Genomic DNA, 20,544 nt, shown 5'->3' with positions numbered 1-20,544 from the left:
ATCGTGCCGATGGTACTGCGTTTTGTGGGAGAGTAGGTAGCCGCCATTTTAAGAGATAGGGTGATGGAGTGAAAGCTTCGTCACCCTATCGTCGTTTATACGCCTACCGAAGCGAAGGCAACGCACCAGCTCACGCACCAACTCACACGTACACACCAGACTCACACACCAGCTCACAGAAGAGCGAGCACATCCCACCAGCTCACTACAGACGCATACCTGCGAGGTGGGGAAAGTAACCTATATTGCTTCGTGCCGCGACCTATATTAGTTGCCACTCGGACCTATATAGATCGGTGAAGTAACCTATACTGCTTTGTGTCGTGACCAGTACTGCTACGTATTTCGACCATATAGCTATGGAGAAGCACACCCTATAGAGGATGTCTGTGGGGCTGTGTATATGGCCTTTTGTGTGCTATTGGTGAGGTGCTTCTCGTGCTAAATGTGCCTGCTCAAAGCTGTGCCATAGACCTTTCTTTATAGCCCTCTTGGCTAAGGTCTTACATTATAGTTGTTGAGTGTTTTCCTTTATTGTCGTACCTCTGCAGTCGATTTTGCTGGTTTCGTCCTGTGAATTGGGGATCACCAGCACCTGAGTTGGGCTTACTTTTGATTAGTAAGACGTATCTACTCCCTATCTCTATTCTATTATAGAAACTAATTCTTCACATAAGTAAAATGTACTCAACGCTTCCCTCAAAGGAGGCTTACGTAGCGCCCACACTGGAGCTCTATACGCTCCATACGGGTGATTTGCTTGTCGATCCTTCGGCTCCTGTCGACTATCGTTTTGATGAAATCCAAGGTTATGAACCAGACAACGACTATTAGTATCTCTCGCTGGATGGGTCGTACCTTCCCGCTACTGGCTCTCGCAGCCATGGGGCTCTTTGCCTCTTGTCGCAATGAAGTGACCTCCGAACCCTTACAGACCAAGACTCCTCAAGAGGCTGCTGCCTCTTATCGTGAGGGGAATATTGACTTCCCGCTCGCAGCGGACTTCAATATCACCTTCAGCGAGGAGACGGAGAGCACGCTCCGTGGTATCTCAGCTACGGTCAGCCCTACGCTCAATGCTAAGGGCCGTCATGGTATCACACTCCCTAATGAGCTGCCTGTACTCTGCATCATCCGCAGTAGTGGCAATGATGAACCTACCTATTATGAGGTTAAGGCTGTGAAGACGACTAATGGCTACCACATCGAGAAGGAACGAATCAAGCTGGGCTCTGGCTCCGCTCTTGCTCCTGGTAAGAAGTGGTATGTCATGATCGCTATGGGGGGGACCTATGATAAGAATGCTGGGCAGATGAGGTTCGGTACAAGTGGTCCTGAAGCTGCCCCTGTAGCTACATCGGCAGGGCGTGTGATGGATATACCTGCTGTGTCACATTGGATGGAGATGCCTACCTATCCCAATGGTCACCCCAAGTGGCCTAAGGACTGGTCGCAGGCAGAGAAGCAGCGTAAGCTCGAGGTATTCCCTCAGGGTGTCCTCTGCCGTGCGACGCTCCGACTGGATGATGCATATAAGCAGCGTCTGGGGAGCGGGCAGGTTGCCCTAACGGTGAATAGACTGCGCATCGTATCGACCTCTCTGAGCTTTGCCGGTTACTTTAGCTTAGCTAAGAATGACCTGCCTGCAATTGACTTCAAGAGCAAGACGGAGGCTGTCCGTGGTGGTGCGAATAATGGCAACCTGATGAAGTGGATTCCCTCTCAGACTGCAGCTACGAAGAAGGAGTTTACTGCGCTCAATACTTCGACCCCCGAATATGAGAAGATCTTCACGGGTGATGTCTTTTCTCTGCAAGGCGGGAGTAGCGCAAAGATCTTCTCCGATACCTCGGTGGGGGCTGATGTGAAGCGCAATGTAGCACCTGGTATCCCCACGATTCTCTTCTGGGCTATCCCCACGACGACGGCTGGTACGAATCTCTCTACGACGCTCATCGCTGAGACGGGTACCAGTAGCAATGCTCGTATCCTCGAGCCTAAGCATACCTATATCTATGGTAAGAAGCATCCTCATCAGGTGCTCTCGGGGAAGAGCGTCTACTTCGATGCGGTCTACTACAACCCCTACACGCCACTGGACTACATGGCGGAGTACAATGTTGTGCGTAAGGACCCAGGGCAGTTCGTGCCAGGTGGTACTATCCCTCATGGGACTTCCAATCAGCTGGACACGCAGCATGGCGTTAATTCGTTTGCAATGCTGACAGGGGCAGAAGCAAACCAAGTGGGCCTGAATAGCAATGGTCGACAGTATACTTCTCCTAATGTAGCGCAATGGGAGAGTATTATTCCCTTCCATGGATCCCAAGCTGTTAACACAGTTGGTGGAGGAGTTGTCAATGAGGCTGACGTTACAGCTCAAGTCGGCTCTGTATCGGGGACAACGAAGTTTTCCTCCCGCCGCGTTGGTAATGTCGTTTATGCGTTAGCCCTGCGCAATCTTGGAGGAACAAATAAGTATAGTGTGGCTTATCGCTATGAGCGAGTGAATAATCCTCAGGCTCCTGGAGCAACTTGGGATTTGTATATCACGCAGATGCTACATTCTCAGCTTGTCGGTAGACGTAATCCTCCTTATCACATGCAGACTCCTTGGTTTGCTAGTGATAAAAAGACGTACACAGAACACGAAAGAGTTGCTTTCCAAATTGATGCAATTCATCTCGGTGCATACTTTGTGGGTAGTGTAGATGATATCGCAAATGAGGCTTTTTGGAATGATGCTTCATTGCGCAAGGAGCGCCGTGTACTTCCTATTAGCTATACCTCCTTTATTGCGGATTCGAAGCCCGTCTTCCCTCATAGAGCAGAATGGAATGCTTTAGCAGGACGCTTGAAGACGACTTATTCTAGAATACAGGCACTGTACAATTACTATAACTCATACTCAGCTCCTCAGGTGATTGCTGGTAAGGGAGCTCCTTCCTTCTATTGGGTCGGAGATGAAAATGTCCTGGCTATGGCTCCCCAAGGTGCTAAGTTCTGGATTAATGGAGAGGGCTCATTTAATGAACATATGCGTTCTGTTCTCCGCTTCTCCTGCCGTCCCTTCACTACGCAGGAGCACCCTTAATGGGTAGCCTTCTCCGATAGAGAATAATATAAAAGGCCGAGGTGCCGTATGTGCTCAGCTGATGCTGAGTCATGCGGCACCTCGGCCTTTTTATGGGAGATGCTTTTAGCTGTGAGTGCTACTGAAAGCGCTGGCGGATCTTGTCACACAGGATACGTAGTACCCAGCGCGACCAGAAGAAGAAGTGGAAATACTTCGTATAGAACTCTGATCCGTTGCGTGAGACGGCACTGAGCTGATTGTGGTAGTTGGTGATCTTCTTGCGGTGAGCGAAGGCACCATCACTATCATAGATTGAGATGCGTAGACCAATTTCTTCGGCACAGCGAATGTGGCGGTAGAGTTCCTTCGGCATATCCTTCGTCACACGCTCGATAGCAAGGCTGTAGGCTATAGGTCCAGTGGTGCGGAGGACTCCCCAGAGGCCTACCCCTGTTGTAAAAGGATTGTAATTATCAAGGCACTTCAAGACATCGAGAATTACGGCTCGGAGGATAGGATGCCCTGGGCTGGAGATGACGAAGCCCTGATGAAACTCGCCATAAGGGAAGCGATCTCTGGGTAGATCAGGGTAGTATCCGAAGCCCTTGTAGCAGCCCTCGACATCATTATTCCAGTGGTAGATGATGTTGCGGTCTGATGGGAGGAGGATCTCATCAAGGGGACGCTCCATAGATGACTTGATGTCAAGGTACACACCACCAAGGCTATAGACGATGAGGTAGCGGAGGAAGTCTGCTTGAGCAGCTCGGTAGTCGGGGGAGATCATACGGAAATAGCGCAGGATCTCTTTGTTGTAATGTCCAAGGATGAAGCTATCGATATCCTCTTCACTCCAGAGGTGGTACTCCCAATCGGGGTTGATGCGACATATGTATTGGACATTCTCCTTCATTGCATCAGGGAGTTGGTCGGCAGGCTTGCCGAGGAAGATCTGATGTATGCGCTTGGGGATAGGCGCATCTTCATAGGGGATGTTAGGCAATAGTGCCTCGTAGTCAATTGTATTCTTACTCATAATGGAAGGATATTTGTCTGTGAATATTCGGGGTTACCGGCCGCAGCTAAGGGCGAAGGGACAGTAGGCGCACTGCTCGTCGTCCTCGGTCTGTGTGAAGGGTTGGTCGGTGTCGTAGAGTTCGGCTAAGAGCTCATCTACGAGGAGCGCTTCAAAGGACTCTTTGACTTCCGCATAGGGGGCTGCTACTTTGCTTTGCTTTTCACCAATAGGGAAGGTGAGGAGGGGATCGTACTTCTTTTGCTTCGTCACCAAGCCATCGTTTCCTTTGAAGCGGAAGATAGCAGGGTGGATCATTGACTCGTCGAGCTTGTAGGTCTGAGCTAAGCCAGCGCAATAGATGAGTGTCTGGAGGATCGCCTTGTTCTTGGGATCCTTGAGCCGCTCCTCCCATCGGAAGTCTACAGCCTTGTCCTTGGGCTTGCTGATCGTGAGTGAGGCATTCCCCGTCTTATAGTCTACGACGCGGTACTTACCATCGACTTGGTCGATGCGGTCGATGATACCACCGAGATAGGTGGTCCGGCCACTGGGGAGTGTGAAGGCGGCATAGACCTCGCTCTCGCTCGCAGCGTAGCTAAAGGATGCGGCATGCGCACTATCCCACTCGAGGAGCTCGCGAGCGTAGCGCTCGATCGTCTGGCAATAGATGCGCGAGAGCCCGCTGAGTGGTACACTCGACTTGAGCTTCAGCTCCTCACGATAGGCCTTCTCTACACGTTGCCTGATGTAGCCCTTGGCCCTGAGCTTCTCATCAATCATCTCCTTGGTGATGGTGGTGAAGGTGAGTTGGTCTCCTGTGCTTGGTCTCTTGGTAAGGTCTGAGTAGAACTCTTCCATGACGCGGTGCAGTACGGTACCGAACTCATTCGAAGCCAAGAGCAGGCTGGGGGAATCCTCTTCGTGGTAGCGACAGATCGCCTCGTAGTAGAAGCGCAGCGGACAGGCAACGTACTTCGAGAGGCTACTTGGAGAGAGCGGGCGGACGGCCTTACGGTCGGGATCCACCTTGGGGTCGGTCGTCGTACGGTAGACGAACTGCTCCCATAGCTCCCCCTCTTTGCGCTTCGAGATACCTGCACTCTCCTTGGCCTTGGCTTCAAGGCGGAGGGAGCGGCGCTTGATGTCGCAGCCGTAGATGTACTGGAGTAGGCTGATGTAGCGGCTCTCTTCGCCGAGGTTGTAGCCGTCGCTGGCGGGCGCTACGACGAAGGTCAGCCGCTCGGCGCGTGCGATACTCTGGAAGAAGGTGTAGTCCTGCCCCGGATCTTCTTCGGCGCGCCCCGTAGGAAGGCCGAAGCCTCGGCGGAGCGTGTAGGGGACGAGCGTGTCGCTATAGCGCTTCGTGGGAAGGGCACCCTCCTGAGCGGAAAGGTAGATCATCGTGGGGAAGTGGAGCAGTCGTGTCTCGAGAAGCCCCATGACCTGCAGACCTTGCAGTGGATCGCCTTCGAAGGGAATGGTCACAGTCCCCACTAAGCCCTCTAAGAGATGGATCATCGCCTCAAAGCCCAGCACCATCTGATGCTGCTGGATGAGCCCCTGCAGGCGGTTGATGAGGCGCAGGTAGTGGTGGATGAACTCGATGTCGAAGGACGAGAGTCCTTCATATACGAGTGCTGTATCTTGCTCCTCGCCCTCCTCTTCGTGGTGCTCACTGGTCCGTATCTCCTGCTGGGCCGATTGGATGAGGTGGAGTAGTACGGCCTCGATGCGCTGCAGTGGGTCGCTCGTCTCGGAGAGCGGGTCAAGGAGGAGGTGCAGGAACTCGGCCTCCGTCTTATCCGTCCATAGATCCTTAGCAGGGACAAAGAAGCGCTTGCTCTGGCGGATGTGCTCCATGAGGCGTGTGGCTTCGGGGGCGTGTGCCGTGATGAGTCCTTGACCAAGTAGCCCGAGGAGCTGGTCAGCGGGGTAGCGTGCCGAGCTCTCCGAGCGCTTGAGGTTGAAGGAGATGAGCGTGATCCATCGCTTCAGCATAAGGGCGATGGGTGTGCGGTCCAGCGGATAGCCGAGGGTGATGTTGATACTGCCGATGTCGTCAGGTATCGAGCTGACGGTGGGGAGAAGGAGCCCTTCGTCGGGCAGGATGATAGCTGCCTCAAGGTTCTCCGTCGCCTCGGCGATGTTCAGCTCTTGGAGGAGCGTCGGGAGTCCCTTGGCTTGTGAGAGGAGGCTGGAGCACTCGATGACCTGTACTTCGTGAGGGAGGTGGTGCACTCGAGCGCCCTCCTTCCACGGGCCATCGACTTGACCGAACTCCTTACAGAGCTTGTGGAAGTACTTGCTCGCAGGGTGGTTGGTGTCGTGTACGACCTCGACGGCGGCGTCCCAGCAGAACTCAGCACGCCCTGCCTTCGTGAGGGTCTTGAAGAGCTTCTCCTCGGAGGGGGTGAGGTAGAAGAGCCCGACGAAGACGAGCTTTTCATCCCCCGCCAGCTGATCAAGTACCTCTTCCTTCGCCTCGGCGGCACGGCGATAGAGCAGCCCGTCATAGACGTAGCCCTCTGCCTGCAGGCAGGTGGCGAACCGCTCATATAGCGGGGCGAGGCACTCCCAGAAGGAGAGGAAGCGCTTCTTGTAGCCCTTGTCGTCGTCCTCGCTGATGCTCTGAAGGCTGGGTAAGTCGCCCCAGAACCCCTGGATCATCTCGCGGGCTTCTTCGGTGAGGTAGCTGAAGTCGTCGGAGATCTCCTTGATATCTCTGAGGTTGCGATAGAGGTGATCGGTGCGCACCAGATAGCGGTCGCAGGTCTCGAAGTCCTTGAGAATAATGTTGCCCCAGTAGAGGAACTCATCGAAGCTCTCGGTCAGCTCCCCTCGCTCGGCACGTACCTCGCAGTAGGTCTGGTAGAGCTTGAAGAGGAGCGCTGTCTTGTCGAGGATCTGCACCTGAGGCTGGAGGCTATGCATGAATTCGCTCACCGTCTCCATCCGTGGGGCGAAGAGGGGGCGTGAGGTAGCCAGCTGGCTCAGGTGATGGCGGAAGAAGGAGAGAGCACGCTTCGAGGGGAAGATGAAGCGTAGCTTGGAGAGCTCTTCGGCCCCTTGCTGATAGTAGTGGGCCGCGACTTGCTTGAGGAAGGGGGCGGTATGGCTCATTAGCGCTTGGCGGTGTTCTTAGGATTCTCCAGCTCTTCGGCACGGCGCAGGTCTTCGGCCGCCTCCTTGGTATTGCCAAGGGTGGTATTCAGCTCGGCACGTAGGCGGTAGAGGGTAGCTGGTGCACGGCCTCCGAGGAGCTCAAAGGCCTGACGGATATCGCGCTGGGCGAAGCCACGCATACCCTTAGCCATATACATCCGTGCGCGTCCCTCGAGGACCTCGGCGTTCTTCGGGAGCTTATCCGTGAGGAAGGCATAGAGGCGCTCGGCCTCGTCGTAGCGTCCGCGCATCGTCTCCAGCAGGGCATAGCCTATGCGTGCCTTGAGCGAGCCGTCATTCTCTTCGATGATGGTCTTGAGATCAGCCTCGGCTAGGTCATACTCCTTCGTCAGCAGGTAGACCATCGCGCGCTGGTAGCGGTAGAGCTCGTTCTTCGGGTGGTCACTGAGGAGGAGGGCGAAGTCCGTAAGGGCTGCCTTGTACTCCTTGCGCTGGACGAAGAGCTTGGCGCGGTTGAAGCGTGTCGTCGCTTCGTGGGGATCCTTGCTCAGGGCGGAGGAGAAGGAGAGTAGGGCGGCATCGTCCTTGCCCTGCAGGAGCTGAAGTCCCCCGAGGTTATTGAGGAGCATAGGCTGCAGGGCCGCAGGGGGATTGAGTCGCAGAGCCTCCGCGAGGAAGGCCTCGGCAGCAGCGTAATCCCCTCGGTTGCCAGCTGTGAAGCAGGAGTCAATGAGGCGGGTATAGCGGGTGCTATCGATGGCCGCTGTCGTCTGCTCTTGGGCGGAGGCGCGGAGCGGTGCAAAGAAGAGGCCCACGAAGAGGACTATGAGGGTAAGGGGAATTATCTGTCTGGAGCGAGTCATCGAATGGAGTGGGGGAGGGGCTAAGTAAAGGAGCCTCCCCTATCTATCCAAAGATACTGCTCATTCACGATATAGCATACGTCTTGATCCAGTAGAGGAGAAAACGCTATTCCCGTGAAGAAAAAAGTAGCGTCCCGCAGTGCTTTTCCTCTGTCTATGCACGTGGTCTTAAAGACCTGATGCGTAAATCCTAAAGACTATGTACGTGGATTTTAGATCTACGCACATAGATCCAGCTTATCATCCATAGGTCCGCCACTTTTATTCGTCATCAGCAGAAGTCATACCACTGCTATTCCTTGATTTTTCCTCCAGAGAAGTAAATCCCGTAGAGCACAGCTGCGTGGTGGAAGATCGCAGGGGGGCTGATCGGGTAGGCTCCTTCGCGCCTACCATAGATGGCTTATGGAGTGGGTGTGAATATCTTTCTGCCGCCCCAGCCGTGGGGGCTTTTTATTAACTTTGCATGGGTAATTGTAGCCTTGCCTCACTGGGCAAGCCCCTCCCTATAAATATTATGGTAGAAGACGAACTGCTTGGATATGATGATACCGCTTCGGTGGCCTTCATCCGCAACTATATCCCCCAGGAGCTCAAGGAGCTCCTCTCCGATGATGATATCGTTTACTTCGTAGACCTCATCTACGACTACTACGAGAGCCGTGGCTATCTGAGTGACGATGATACCGACGACGAAGAGCCCATCGAGATCGATGAGGACGAGCTGGTCGACTATGTCGTACGCAATGCCCAGAAGGATGGGGTAGGGAAGTTCGCTCCCGACCAGATCCGCTTCGTCGTGCAGGGTGAGCTCGAGTACTGCGAGAGCATTAACCTCTTCGACTAATCGCCTGTGGGAAAGAACAAGCAGGCGAAGTTCGCCGAGATGGAGACCTTCCCCCATGTGCTCCAGTATCCCTTCGCACGTCTGCAGCAGGAGGCCTTCCCCCTTCGTGGGCACTGGCGTGAGGACTTCTTCCACAACGACCGCCCCATCGTGCTGGAGCTCGGCTGTGGTAAGGGCGAGTACACCGTAGGCCTCGGTGAGCTGTATCCAGAGAAGAACTTCATCGGTGTGGACGTCAAGGGCGCCCGCATCTGGACGGGTGCGAAGGCTTCGCACGAGGCGGGTATGACGAATGTCGCCTTCCTACGTGGGGAGATCGAGTCCCTGACGAGCTTCTTCGCTCCTGGCGAAGTCGATGAGATCTGGATTACCTTCCCCGACCCCCAGATGAAGAAGGTGACGAAGCGCCTGACCTCCTCGCGCTTCATCCGTCGCTATCTCGAGGTGCTGCGCCCTGGTGGCTCGATACACCTCAAGACCGATAGCCCCTTCCTCTACACCTATACTAAGGCTTTCGTTGAGCTGAACCATCAGGAGATCTTGACCGATACGGCCGATCTCTATGACGGGGCTTTCGAGGATAAGATCCTCGGGATCAAGACGTACTACGAGCGTCAGTGGCTGAGCCGTGGTCTGACGATCAAGTACCTGCACTTCATCCCCAAGGAGCCTGCTGGTGGCTTCGCCGAGCCCGACATCGAGATCGAGCCCGATAGCTATCGCAGCTTCAGCCGCTCACGCAGAGTCCAATAGCACTATTCCTATGCCCATCACACTATATCCCAACCTCATCCTCGATGCCCTGCGCCGTGTCCGCTACCCAGGTACGGGTCAGGACTTAGTCACGGCCGGTATGGTCGAGGATGATATCCGTATCGAGGGTATGAAGGTGAGCTTCTCGCTTATCTTCGACAAGCCCAACTCCCCCTTCATCAAGTCGGTCGTCAAGGCTGCTGAGAAAGCCATCCTCACCTACGTCAGCCCCGAGGTCCAGATCGAGGGGAATATCAGCGTGAAGGTCCCCGAGGTCGTACCTCAGGATAGCCTACCACTGCTGCCAAAGGTGAAGAATACGCTGGCGATCTTCTCTGGTAAGGGAGGCGTCGGGAAGAGCACTGTCTCCGCTAACCTCGCCGTAGCCTTAGCCCAAGCAGGGTATAAGGTCGGGCTGCTGGATGCCGATATCTTCGGCCCTTCGCAGCCTAAGATGTTCGGCTGCGAAGACGAGCGTCCCGTCCTCGAGGACGTCGACGGGCAGGAACTCATCGCACCTGTCGAGCGATTCGGCGTGCGCATGCTCTCTATCGGCTTCTTTGTCAACAAGGAGAGTCCCGTGCTCTGGCGCGGTAGCATGGCGAGCAACGCCCTCAAGCAGCTCCTCACGGAGACGAACTGGGGTGAGCTGGACTATCTGCTCATCGACCTACCTCCAGGGACGAGCGACATCCACCTGACGCTGGTGCAGACGCTCGGCCTGACGGGCGCACTCATCGTCACGACACCCCAGCAGGTAGCCCTGGCAGATGCCATCAAGGGCGTGGGGATGTTCCTCGACGAGCACGTGCAAGTCCCCATCCTTGGCCTGGTGGAGAATATGGCATGGTTCACTCCTGCTGAGCTTCCACAGAACAAATACTATATCTTCGGGCGTGATGGTGGTAAGGAACTGGCTGAAGAGCTGGATATTCCTCTGCTCGGGCAGATCCCCCTCATCCAGAGTATCTGCGAATGTGGTGACGGTGGTGAGCCCATCGCCACGCAGCGCGATAGCTTGATGGGTATCTACTTCCGCACGCTGGCACGCAATGTCGTCGAGCAGATCGAGCGTCGCAACGCTGAGCAAGCTCCGACCCAGCGTGTAGAGCTACAGAAATAAAAGAAGACGCTATAGAGCAGTGGGGCGGTCTGTCGCGCACCTCTTTAGTCTTGTGCTGAAGAGCGTGTGAGGAACGTCCGGGCAACGCAGAGCGCCATACTTCCTAACGGGAAGCTATCCGCGAGGGTAGGTAGGTGTAACAGAGAATGACAGCCACGGAGGACTCGATCCCCCGCGGTGATGGTGAAAAGGTGAGGTAAGAGCTCACCGGAGTGTGTAGCAATACATACTGCCGTACATCCTATGGGTTGCAAGGTCATGTAAACCGACGCTACGAGGGTTGCTCGCCCCAGTCGGAGGGTAGACCGCACGAGGTGGTAGGTGACTACCATCCCAGATAAATGACAGACACCCGTCGGGTGGGTGACCGCCCACGGGTACAGAACTCGGCTTATAGCTCCACTGCTTCTATTGCGCGCTTCTTCTTCATATCCCTCTCATGGTAGCGGGTGTGTCCCGCTCCCATCCTCCTTCCCTCTCGACGAGATCACTTATCCTATCCTCATTACCCTCATTCCATGCCTAACGTACTGCGGCATATAGAGGCGCAAGCCCTCGCTGCTTGGCGCTTTGTGACGCTCGATATGTGGCGCCTGACGCGTGCTTCGCTCGCAGCTCCTACCCGCCTCGGGGTGGCGACGCTGCGTGTGCTCTACATGACGGTACAGGCCTATATCGAGGAGGGTATCGGTTCGCTTGCGGGCTCGCTTACCTACAGTACGGTCCTCTCACTGGTGCCTATCCTGGCGGTCATCATCGGTATCGCTAAGGGCTTCGGACTGCAGGAGACGGTGCGTGATGCCTTGATGCGTGCCCTCCCAGGGCATGAGGTGGAGTTCGGGAAGGCCTTTGCCTACGTCGAGAACTACCTATCGCAGGTACAGGGTGGCCTCTTCATCGGGGTCGGTCTGGCAGTACTCTTCTACACGGTGCTGATGCTGATCTCGACCATCGAAGATGCCTTCAATCGCCTCTGGCAAGCACCCTATGCCCGCCCTTGGTCACGCCGTGTGATCAACTACCTCGGCGCCTTCATCCTCTTCCCGCTACTGCTCACCATCTCGAGCGGTACGACGCTCTTCCTCTCCACCCTGAGTAATACCTACCTCGGTGAGCTGGGGATCATCTCAGCCCTCACGACACAGATCCTCGGTCTCGTGCCCTATGTCCTCGTGACGCTCGGCTTCGTCTGTCTGTACTTCTTCGTGCCGAACGTGCGGGTACACTTCATCCCCGCCCTCATCGCAGGACTTATCGCGGGGATTGCCTTCCAGATCTTCCAGGCTCTCTACATCAATGGGGTGCTGTGGATCTCACGCTACAACGCTATCTACGGGAGCTTCGCTGCCGTACCACTGGCGCTCCTCTGGATCCAGCTTTCTTGGATCATCATCCTGCTTGGTGCGCAGATCTCCTACTCCATACAGCACGTCTGGCACTTCACCTCGCCTCCCAATAGCCGTCCGCTCTCGCGCCGCTATGCCGATACCGTCTTCATCGCCCTCGTGGCGCGTATCACGGCACGCTATACCTCGGAGGATCCCGAGCCTTACCGTGCGGAGACCTTGGCTGCTGCCTGCGACCTTCCGCTGAGACAGACGCAGGAGGCACTGAGCCAGCTGACGCGTATGGGCGTACTCATTGAGGTGAACTACGGCAAGGACGAAGTCATGGGCGGCTACTACTGCCCCAACATCGCGCCCGACCGCCTCACGCTCGGTGTGCTCCTCGATCATATTGATCGCTTCGGTGGCGAACTCCTTTCGCTCAAGCTCAGCGGCGTGCACGCTGCCGCATGGCAGGCGCGTACCCGTGCCTATGCTGCCGTCCGTGAGCGTGCGGACGTCCTACTGCGTGACCTCGTATAGGCCACTCCATCGCTGCACTGCGCTTTGTACCCTCCGCGAGGTGTAGCAAACTACGATTGCTTATGCAGACACTTATCAAGATATTCTTCATCTTCCTCTTCTACTGGATAGGCGAATTTCTCTCCTATCTGATGGGGGGATTTGTACCAGGTAGCGTCCTCGGGATGCTCCTTCTCTTCCTGGCGCTGCAGCTGAAGCTCGTCAAGGTGCATCAGATCGACTCTCCTGCTCGTGCTCTGACGGACAACATGGGGCTCTTCTTCATCCCTGCTGGTGTGGGGCTGATGGCGCAGCTGGATACCGTGGTGGCCAATTGGTGGGTCATTCTGGTGGCGGTCATCGTCAGCTCTATCCTCGTCATCGCTTCGGTGGCCTATGTACAGGATCAAATGGAAAGGAGGCGTAAGTAATCATGCTCGAGCACTTCTTCCATAGCGAGGTCTTCACGATCACGTTCGTCATAGGCCTATACCTCATAAATATCAAGATCCATCGCTGGGTGCAAGTACCTGTACTGCACTCGCTGCTGCACCCCGTGCTGGTGACGATCATCGAGCTGATCCTCATCCTCACCGCACTGAAGGTACCCTACGAGACCTTCCGCGAAGGGAGCCGTATGATTCACTTCATGCTTGGCCCCTCGGTCGTCGCTCTCGGCTACATCCTCTATGAGCAGGTGGCGCATCTGAAGAAGAACGCGATCTCTATCATCGTCGCGATCACCATCGGTGCTATGGTGGGTATCGGCTCTATCGTCGGTGTCGGTCATCTACTCGGCGTGAAGAGCTCGCTCATCGCTTCGCTTGCACCGAAGTCCGTGACGACGCCTATCGCAATGGAGCTGGCTGGTAACAACGGTGGTATCCCCGGGCTGACGGCGGTCATCGTAGTCTGTGCGGGTATCATCGGTAGCATCATCGGCCCTCCGATCATGAAGCTGATGAAGATCAAGAGCCCCGTGGCAAAGGGGCTGGCGATGGGTGCTTCATCGCATGGTATCGGTACGGCTGCAGCCATTCAGATGGGCGCTATCGAAGGCGCTCTGAGTGGGCTGGCAATCGGTATCATGGGGTTAGTGACCTCCATCCTCCTGCCGCTCTTTGCTCGCTGGTTCGGCTAAGCATACGTCCCCTAACTCGCTATCATAAGCCCCGAAGGCCTTAGGTCTTCGGGGCTTTTTTGTACCAATTCGTAGCCACCCTCCTTCTATTTCCGTAGAGCCAATATGTAAATCTCTACCCCCCTGCGTTGCAGGGTGTATGCATGGTTTTCGTCAATTTCATCGAGTTGATGAGTGGGGATAATCAAATAACACTTATATTTGAATGGTTTCTATTTGCAATGCGCAAGTAGTTGTAAAATCAAGTTAAGTATAAGCGTAATTATTCTCACAACTAACCATGACTCCTAAGAAACTATGGTATGCACTGGCGGCAGTCATCCTGCTGTCGTTCGGTGTACTTGGCTTCTTCGGGCTGGAGATCTTCCGCACGATGCCCCCCTTCCCAACGAAGGTGGTGACGACGGATGGCACGACGCTCTTCGAAGGTCAAGACATTAAGGACGGCCAAAACGTCTGGCAGTCCATCGGTGGTCAGACCGTAGGTAGCGTATGGGGCCACGGGGCGTATATCGCTCCCGACTGGTCCGCTGACTACCTGCACCGTGAGGCTGAGCTCCTGCTGAAGAAGCTCGCCGAGCGTGACGGTCTGGACTATGCTTCACTCCCTGCCGCTGAGCAGGCTAAGTATCAGGTCCTCCTGCGTGAGGAGGTGCGTAAGAACACCTTCGACGAAGCGACCGGCGTCATCACGTACTCGCCGCTGCGTGCTGAGGTCGCCCACGAGCTGGGTGCCTACTACGCGAAGCTCTTCCTCGGAGACAATTCGCCTGAGTTCGTGAAGCTTCGCTCGGCCTACGCCCTGCGCGCTAAGAGCATCGAAGATCCCCGTAAGATGGAGCAGATGAGCGCCTTCTTCGCTTGGGCTTCGTGGGTCTGCGTCACGAACCGCCCTGGTACGGATGTCAGCTATACCAACAACTGGCCTCACGACCCCACGATCGGCAATATCGCTCCCACGTCGCTCCACCTCTGGTCGGGCTTCAGCGTGCTGATGCTGCTGACCTGCGTCGGTATCCTCGTCTACTACTATGCTCAGTCGAAGGAAGACGAAGTAGGCGTCCTGCCCACCTCTGATCCGCTGCGTGGTATGAAGCCTACGCCCTCGATGCGCGCCACGACGAAGTACATCTGGATCGTGTCGATCCTCATCCTCGTGCAGATGGTCCTCGGGGCGATCACGGCCCACTATGGGGTCGAGGGTGACGCACTCTTCGGGCTACCTATTCAGGACTTCCTCCCTCAGGCGGTATCACGTAGCTGGCACGTCCAGCTGGCTATCCTCTGGATCGCTACCTCTTGGCTGGCTACGGGGCTCTACATCGCACCTGCTGTGTCGGGTGTCGAGCCTAAGTACCAGCGCCTCGGGGTGAACGTGCTCTTCGGCGCACTCATCTTCGTCGTCGCTGGTTCGCTCGTCGGACAGTGGCTCGGTGTCATGCAGAAGCTCGGCCTCATCGAGAACTTCTGGCTTGGACACCAGGGCTACGAATACGTAGAGCTTGGCCGTCTCTGGCAGGTCCTGCTGCTGGTGGGCCTCGTGCTGTGGCTCTTCCTTATGATCCGCGCACTGATCCCCGCTCTCAAGCGCAAGGATGAGAATCGCCACCTCCTGACGCTCTTCATCATCGCCTCGCTGGCTATCGCCTTCTTCTATGCTGCTGGGCTGATGTACGGCCGTCAGACGCATATGGCTATCGCCGAATACTGGCGCTGGTGGGTCGTCCACCTCTGGGTAGAAGGCTTCTTCGAAGTCTTTGCTACGGTCGTGGCTGCCTTCCTCTTCTGCCGTCTTGGGCTGCTACGCATCCAGTCGGCTACGGTCTCGGTACTCTTCTCGACGATTATCTTCCTCGCTGGGGGGATCCTCGGTACCTTCCACCACCTCTACTTCAGCGCTACGCCGACGGCGGTGCTGGCACTTGGTGCTACCTTCAGCGCTCTGGAGATCGTGCCGCTGGTACTCATCGGTATGGAGGCTTACCACAACTATAAGCTCTCGAAGTCTACCGAATGGATCGAAGCCTATAAGTGGCCTATCTACTGCTTCATCGCTATGTGCTTCTGGAACTTCCTCGGTGCAGGTATCTTCGGCTTCGCTATCAATCCTCCTATCGCACTGTACTACCTGCAGGGGCTGAATACGACAGCTGTGCATGGTCACGCTGCGCTCTTCGGGGTCTATGGTATCCTGGGTATCGGGCTGATGCTCTTCTGCCTGCGTGGTCTCTACCCTGACTACAAGTGGAATGACAAGCTCATCGGTACGGCCTTCTGGATGATCAATATCGGGCTCTTCCTGATGGTGACGGTGAGCGTCCTGCCCATCGGTATCCTGCAGGCGCACGAATCGATCACGAATGCCTACTGGTCGGCTCGCTCGGCAGAGTTCATGCAGCAGGATCACATGCAGCTGATCCGCTGGATGCGTATGCCTGGTGACCTAATCCTCGGTGTCGGGGAGCTGCTGCTGGTGGTCTTCATCTTCGGCCTCCAGTTCGGCTGGTCGCGCAAGGGTACGCGTTAGTCCCTTCACTCTATTTCGATAGCAGAGGCTATCACTGCTCCCATGGGAGCGGTGGTAGCCTCTGCTTACGTTTATACCCCGCTCACGGGAGGGCGCTCGGTGTACGAATAGGGGAGGATGGTGTGAACCTATATGGGTGCGTGGATAGAGCTATATAGGATGGCGAAGAAAGCTATATAGCTTTGGCCTGATTCCTATATAGCTTTACTTGGATTCCTATATAGCTTTGTGAAGCGACCTATATTAGGTTGTTGCTCCGCGTAGGGATAAAAGTTGTGGACGAGTGGCAGATAAGTTTGGGCTACGTACGTGGACGATAAATCTACGTACGTGGATATTTGGATTTGCGTGCCTGGTCTTTAAGACTACGTGCATAGATAGAAGAATACCACTATGGGAAGGCGCTTTTTTCTTCACGAGAACAATGCTTTTCCCTTCGCTGGATAAGGGGAATACGCGCGATAAGGCAGAGGGCTTGTGTATCACTTCGGAGAGGTATATCGAGTAGCTGGGCATGCACCTTGATAGGCTTGGTGTCGAGGGCGGGGTGAAGGCTTCTCTCTGCGGTCACGATGAATCCGTCTGGCTGTGTAGTTTAGGTCGCCGAGAGTGATTATCTTTACGTACGTATAGGACACTATTAATTAAATATAAAGACAAATAATATGGCACTATTAGATGACCTCGTGTGGCGCCACGCCACGAAGGCCTACGACCCTACCAAGAAGCTCCGTGAAGAAGACCTGATGAAGATCGTCGAGGCAGCACGTCTGGCTCCCACGTCATCGGGCCTGCAGCAGTTCCGTCTGATCGTCGTCGGCAACCAGGAGCTCAAGGAGAAGATGGTCGAAGGGGCTCTGAACCCTGACTGCATGCGCGAGTGCTCACACGTCATCGTCTTCGCTGCTTGGGATGAGTACACGCCCGAGCGTATCGATGAGATCTACGACCTGACGACCGATGAGCGTGGTCTGGTACGTGGTCGCTTCAAGCGCTACACCGATATGCTGAAGGAGACGTTCGGTAAGATGCCTAAGGAAGAGCAGTTCCAGCACGCAGCTAACCAGAGCTTCATCGCCCTCGGTCTGGCGCTGGCACAGGCAGCTGAGCTGAAGATCGATAGCACGCCTATCGGTGGCTTCGACCCCAAGCTCGTCGACGAGCTCCTCGGTCTGCGTGAGAAGGGCCTGCGTAGCGTCTCGCTCCTTTACCTCGGCTACGCTGACCCCGAGCGCGACTGGCTGGGTAAGATGAAGAAGGTGCGCAACTCGATGGAAGAGTTCGCGACCTTCATCTAATGACCGTTGCCTCCTGTAAATCGTAATATGCACCAAATGGGCCTATTCTATAAGATAGGCCCATTTGGTGCATATGTATACTACGTGGGAGTTTATCCCCTTCATTATTAATGACGTATTATTCCTTTTAGCATAGCTTATACCCTGTATGCCCAAGCATATCAAAGCCCTGAAGTGCCCTCAATGTGGTAGTACGCGTGCCACGCTGATTCGAGAAGATCACTATCGCTGCGATAGCTGCTCGACGGAGTTTTTTCTCGACTCGGACGATATCACCATCCACCATAAGTACGAGACGCTCCCTAGTCGCACGGATGATCCCTTAGCTGTCTTGCGGAAGCAGATGACCGAGCATCCCAAGCGCTCGGTCGCTATCATCGTAGGGACACTCTTCGCTTTCTTCTTCATTATCTTCCTCGGCAACTATTTCTCAAGCCGCTCTATGGATCGTGTCGCTGAGCGTATCGCAAAGGATACTCCCGCCTATGGTGCAGCTGCGCATAGAGAGCGAATGTCTTATGATCTTAAGAGCCTCTTTGCCTTTACGAGTGCGTCCGGGCGTCCTGTGGTGATGATCTATGGGACATGGCATCCGATGAGATCGAGTTGGAAGGAGGCTAAAGGATTTGTTCTTTTGGTCGATGGTGAGACAAATAAGCTCCTCAAGGAGATTGAAATACCGGATATTAAGGGACGCTTTGATTTTAGCGATGTGTGCCAGTTTGAGGATGGTCAAGTCTATCTGATTATCAATAAGAAGCACCTTTATCATATAGATCGTTCGAGCTTCGAGATAAAGGAGCTCCATGGCGAAGACTTCCCTAACCACTCGCAGCTACATGATGGATTTGCTAGGATAGAGTTCGCCTATCGCGATGAGGGCGATGGCTTTAAGATCATGACGAATCTGGGGAAGAACTATCTTTTCTATCCCTTGGCAGGCAAGCTCTATACCGAAGATAGCAAGCGTAATGCATACACGGAGAAATTGCCTTCACCGAAGGTCTACACGCGCTTTGCCTTCTCGACAAGTAACTTTGAATACGAGGATCAACAAATCCAGTTGGTACGCTATCGTACGCTTGATCAGATGGGCTATCCCCGCTTCTCTCCGACCTTTGGCTGGCAAAAGGATTATGGGGGCTCTGGCATCTTCACTGAAAGATCTCCATTCCGCAAGGTTTTCGTCCTACCCTACCATATGCAGATCTCACGCATGCAGGGCTATGAAGACCTGACTCCAGGAGCTTATTACTTCTCACCTGAGGTCCTCTATTACTCTGAGGATCAAGTCCTCATCTCTTTCCTTCCCACGGCAGCTCCTGATGCTTCTCGCTCGATCCAGTGCTTAGATGCTCAGACGGGAAAGCTCCTTTGGACGCTCTCCGATGATGAGGAGGGCAAGGAAAAGCTTGGTCGTGTCCAGGGGGTGTCGCGCTTTGCAGGAGGCTACTTGCTCGCTGGATATAATACGGCTTGGCTTATCTCCAATGCTGGTAAGCTCGTCAGTAGCACAAATTACGGAGAACTTATCAAAGACTAATTGCTCCACTTATCTAACCTCACATACTATTTCTCATGGGTCTATTCAATGTTTTCAAGGGGCAGCTGGCGCAGGTCATCCAGTGGGCTGATCCACGCCCAGGCGATCTCTGGTATCGCTTCCCCTCCTCACTTGATGAAATCAAGGACGGTAGTAAGCTCATTGTGGCTCCTGGTCAGGGTGCGCTCCTCGTCTACGAAGGCAAGGTCGCTGAGGTCTTGACCGAGTCAGGCTCCTTCCAGCTCAAGACAGATAACCATCCCTTCTTCACCACGCTGGTGCGTTTGCGTCAGGGCTTTGAGAGCGAGCATAAGCTCCAGATCTACTTCTTCCGTACTACGCAGATCGTCAATATCCCTTGGGGAACGGCTACGCCTATCCTCATCGTCGACCCGATCTACAAGGTGCCTGTAGAGCTCGGTGTGCATGGGGTCTATGCCTTCCGTGTCGCTGATCCCAGCCACTTCTTCACCCAGTTCATCGGTGCAGGTGTCGCTAACTATGAGGTAAGTGCACTCCAGAGTGTCATCGTCGAGCGTGCCTACCAGCAGATCGCCTCTATCCTCCATGCGCATCAATATCCCATCACAGAGATCGACGGCCGCCTGCCCGAGATCTCTCGCGAACTCCAATCTACGATGTCACCCATCCTTAGCGAGCTGGGTATTGAGCTGACGGATGTGCGTATCACAGGTACCCACTATGATGAGGCTACGAGCCAGCGTATCGCTCGCGTGGCAGACATCACGGCAGAGAGCCTTGCTGCCAGTGAAGCGGGTATCAGCTACGAAGAGATGCAGCGCCTCGAAGCTCTGCGCGATGCTGCTCGTAACGAAGGTGGTATCGGTGCCGCAGGTCTGCAGATGGGGCTCGGTCTGGAGCTGGGTAAGAAGCTCACTCAGACCGTGAATGGCGAAGAGCCTGCTCCCGCAACTCCTGCTCCCGAGGCTCCTCAGGTGAAGACCGAGGATCTCGGCTCCGATGACCCACTGCTTCGTCGCCTCACGCAGCTCAAGCTCCTCCTCAGTGAAGGCGTCATCACGCAGGAAGACTACGACAAGAAGAAGCAAGAGCTTCTTGATCAACTCTAACCCCTCAGACAGATCCGACTTATGAAGTACATCTTTGGCGGAATCATCACGCTGCTTCTCTTGGCCACACTGGCCTTCTATCTCCTTGGGATGTGGGGTGTCGAACTCCCTATCACCTCTGCTGACTTAGGTAAGGCTTGGATCACGGGGCTCGTCGTGCTGGGGGCTCTCTTGGTCTTCACGGTCATCCTGCCCTTCTTCTTCGGCGGTCGCTCCAACCGCTACGATAAGTCTTCGGGCTCTATCGCTCAGCGCAAGAAGGACTAAGGACTATTCCTTAATAATAATAGGTCA

General features: G+C 54.9%; 15 protein-coding genes and 1 other RNA gene. 13 read left to right on the top strand and 3 right to left on the bottom strand.

Features of this window, described 5'->3' with window-relative positions:
- The first annotated feature begins 811 nt into the window (after positions 1-811).
- Positions 812-3,094: a hypothetical protein gene (locus tag HMPREF1323_RS00125; protein ID WP_009432106.1), complete on the top strand. Its 2,283-nt coding sequence runs from the start codon at positions 812-814 to the stop codon at positions 3,092-3,094.
- A gap of 118 nt (positions 3,095-3,212) precedes the next feature.
- Here the strand turns inward: HMPREF1323_RS00125 and HMPREF1323_RS00120 are convergent, their stop codons facing one another.
- The 3 genes from HMPREF1323_RS00120 to HMPREF1323_RS00110 are packed head-to-tail and all read right to left on the bottom strand — an operon-like array spanning position 3,213 to position 8,080.
- Positions 3,213-4,112 carry a glycosyltransferase family 32 protein gene (locus HMPREF1323_RS00120; protein WP_009432112.1) on the bottom strand — a complete coding sequence of 300 codons (900 nt, stop codon included), beginning with the start codon at positions 4,110-4,112 and terminating at the stop codon, positions 3,213-3,215.
- Positions 4,113-4,145: 33 nt separating this feature from the next.
- Positions 4,146-7,214: a PD-(D/E)XK nuclease family protein gene (locus tag HMPREF1323_RS00115; protein ID WP_009432111.1), complete on the bottom strand. Its 3,069-nt coding sequence runs from the start codon at positions 7,212-7,214 to the stop codon at positions 4,146-4,148.
- Positions 7,214-8,080 carry a tetratricopeptide repeat protein gene (locus tag HMPREF1323_RS00110; protein WP_009432120.1) on the bottom strand — a complete coding sequence of 289 codons (867 nt, stop codon included), beginning with the start codon at positions 8,078-8,080 and terminating at the stop codon, positions 7,214-7,216. Before HMPREF1323_RS00110 ends, HMPREF1323_RS00115 begins: the two co-directional genes overlap by 1 nt.
- Before the next feature lie 517 nt (positions 8,081-8,597).
- Here HMPREF1323_RS00110 and HMPREF1323_RS00105 point away from each other — a divergent pair.
- The 12 genes from HMPREF1323_RS00105 (at position 8,598) to HMPREF1323_RS00055 (ending at position 20,517) form a co-directional block, all read left to right on the top strand.
- Positions 8,598-8,927, top strand: coding sequence for a hypothetical protein (locus tag HMPREF1323_RS00105; protein WP_044123790.1), 330 nt, complete (start codon positions 8,598-8,600; stop codon positions 8,925-8,927).
- Between the two features lie 6 nt (positions 8,928-8,933).
- Positions 8,934-9,680, top strand: coding sequence for a tRNA (guanosine(46)-N7)-methyltransferase TrmB (trmB, locus tag HMPREF1323_RS00100; protein ID WP_009432115.1), 747 nt, complete (start codon positions 8,934-8,936; stop codon positions 9,678-9,680).
- Positions 9,681-9,690: 10 nt separating this feature from the next.
- Entirely contained in the window at positions 9,691-10,803 is a 1,113-nt protein-coding gene (locus HMPREF1323_RS00095) for an Mrp/NBP35 family ATP-binding protein (protein WP_009432109.1), read from the top strand.
- Between the two features lie 16 nt (positions 10,804-10,819).
- An RNA gene (gene rnpB, locus HMPREF1323_RS08900) (RNase P RNA component class A) lies at positions 10,820-11,213 on the top strand.
- A gap of 108 nt (positions 11,214-11,321) precedes the next feature.
- Positions 11,322-12,671: a YihY/virulence factor BrkB family protein gene (locus HMPREF1323_RS00090; protein ID WP_009432113.1), complete on the top strand. Its 1,350-nt coding sequence runs from the start codon at positions 11,322-11,324 to the stop codon at positions 12,669-12,671.
- A gap of 62 nt (positions 12,672-12,733) precedes the next feature.
- Positions 12,734-13,081: a CidA/LrgA family protein gene (locus HMPREF1323_RS00085; protein WP_009432114.1), complete on the top strand. Its 348-nt coding sequence runs from the start codon at positions 12,734-12,736 to the stop codon at positions 13,079-13,081.
- A 2-nt stretch (positions 13,082-13,083) separates the two neighbouring features.
- Positions 13,084-13,791 carry an LrgB family protein gene (locus HMPREF1323_RS00080; protein ID WP_009432121.1) on the top strand — a complete coding sequence of 236 codons (708 nt, stop codon included), beginning with the start codon at positions 13,084-13,086 and terminating at the stop codon, positions 13,789-13,791.
- Between the two features lie 280 nt (positions 13,792-14,071).
- On the top strand, positions 14,072-16,318 hold the full coding sequence (locus tag HMPREF1323_RS00075) for a nitric-oxide reductase large subunit (RefSeq protein WP_009432107.1): 2,247 nt from the start codon (positions 14,072-14,074) through the stop codon (positions 16,316-16,318).
- A 665-nt stretch (positions 16,319-16,983) separates the two neighbouring features.
- The gene (locus HMPREF1323_RS00070) at positions 16,984-17,616 is read left to right on the top strand and encodes a nitroreductase family protein (protein WP_009432110.1); all 633 of its coding nucleotides are present in this window, start codon (positions 16,984-16,986) and stop codon (positions 17,614-17,616) included.
- Positions 17,617-17,764: 148 nt separating this feature from the next.
- The gene (locus HMPREF1323_RS00065) at positions 17,765-19,159 is read left to right on the top strand and encodes a hypothetical protein (protein WP_009432118.1); all 1,395 of its coding nucleotides are present in this window, start codon (positions 17,765-17,767) and stop codon (positions 19,157-19,159) included.
- 35 nt (positions 19,160-19,194) lie between these two features.
- Positions 19,195-20,250 (top strand): SPFH domain-containing protein, encoded by a 1,056-nt coding sequence (locus tag HMPREF1323_RS00060; protein WP_009432116.1) that lies wholly within the window; start codon positions 19,195-19,197, stop codon positions 20,248-20,250.
- A 21-nt stretch (positions 20,251-20,271) separates the two neighbouring features.
- On the top strand, positions 20,272-20,517 hold the full coding sequence (locus HMPREF1323_RS00055; protein WP_009432108.1) for a hypothetical protein: 246 nt from the start codon (positions 20,272-20,274) through the stop codon (positions 20,515-20,517).
- The last annotated feature ends 27 nt before the right edge of the window (positions 20,518-20,544 follow it).

This window comes from Porphyromonas sp. oral taxon 279 str. F0450 (assembly GCF_000292995.1).
Classification (GTDB): Bacteria; Bacteroidota; Bacteroidia; order Bacteroidales; family Porphyromonadaceae; genus Porphyromonas; species Porphyromonas pasteri.
Note: the sequence above shows the minus strand (reverse complement) of the source record. Positions and strands in the feature narration are given on the sequence as shown.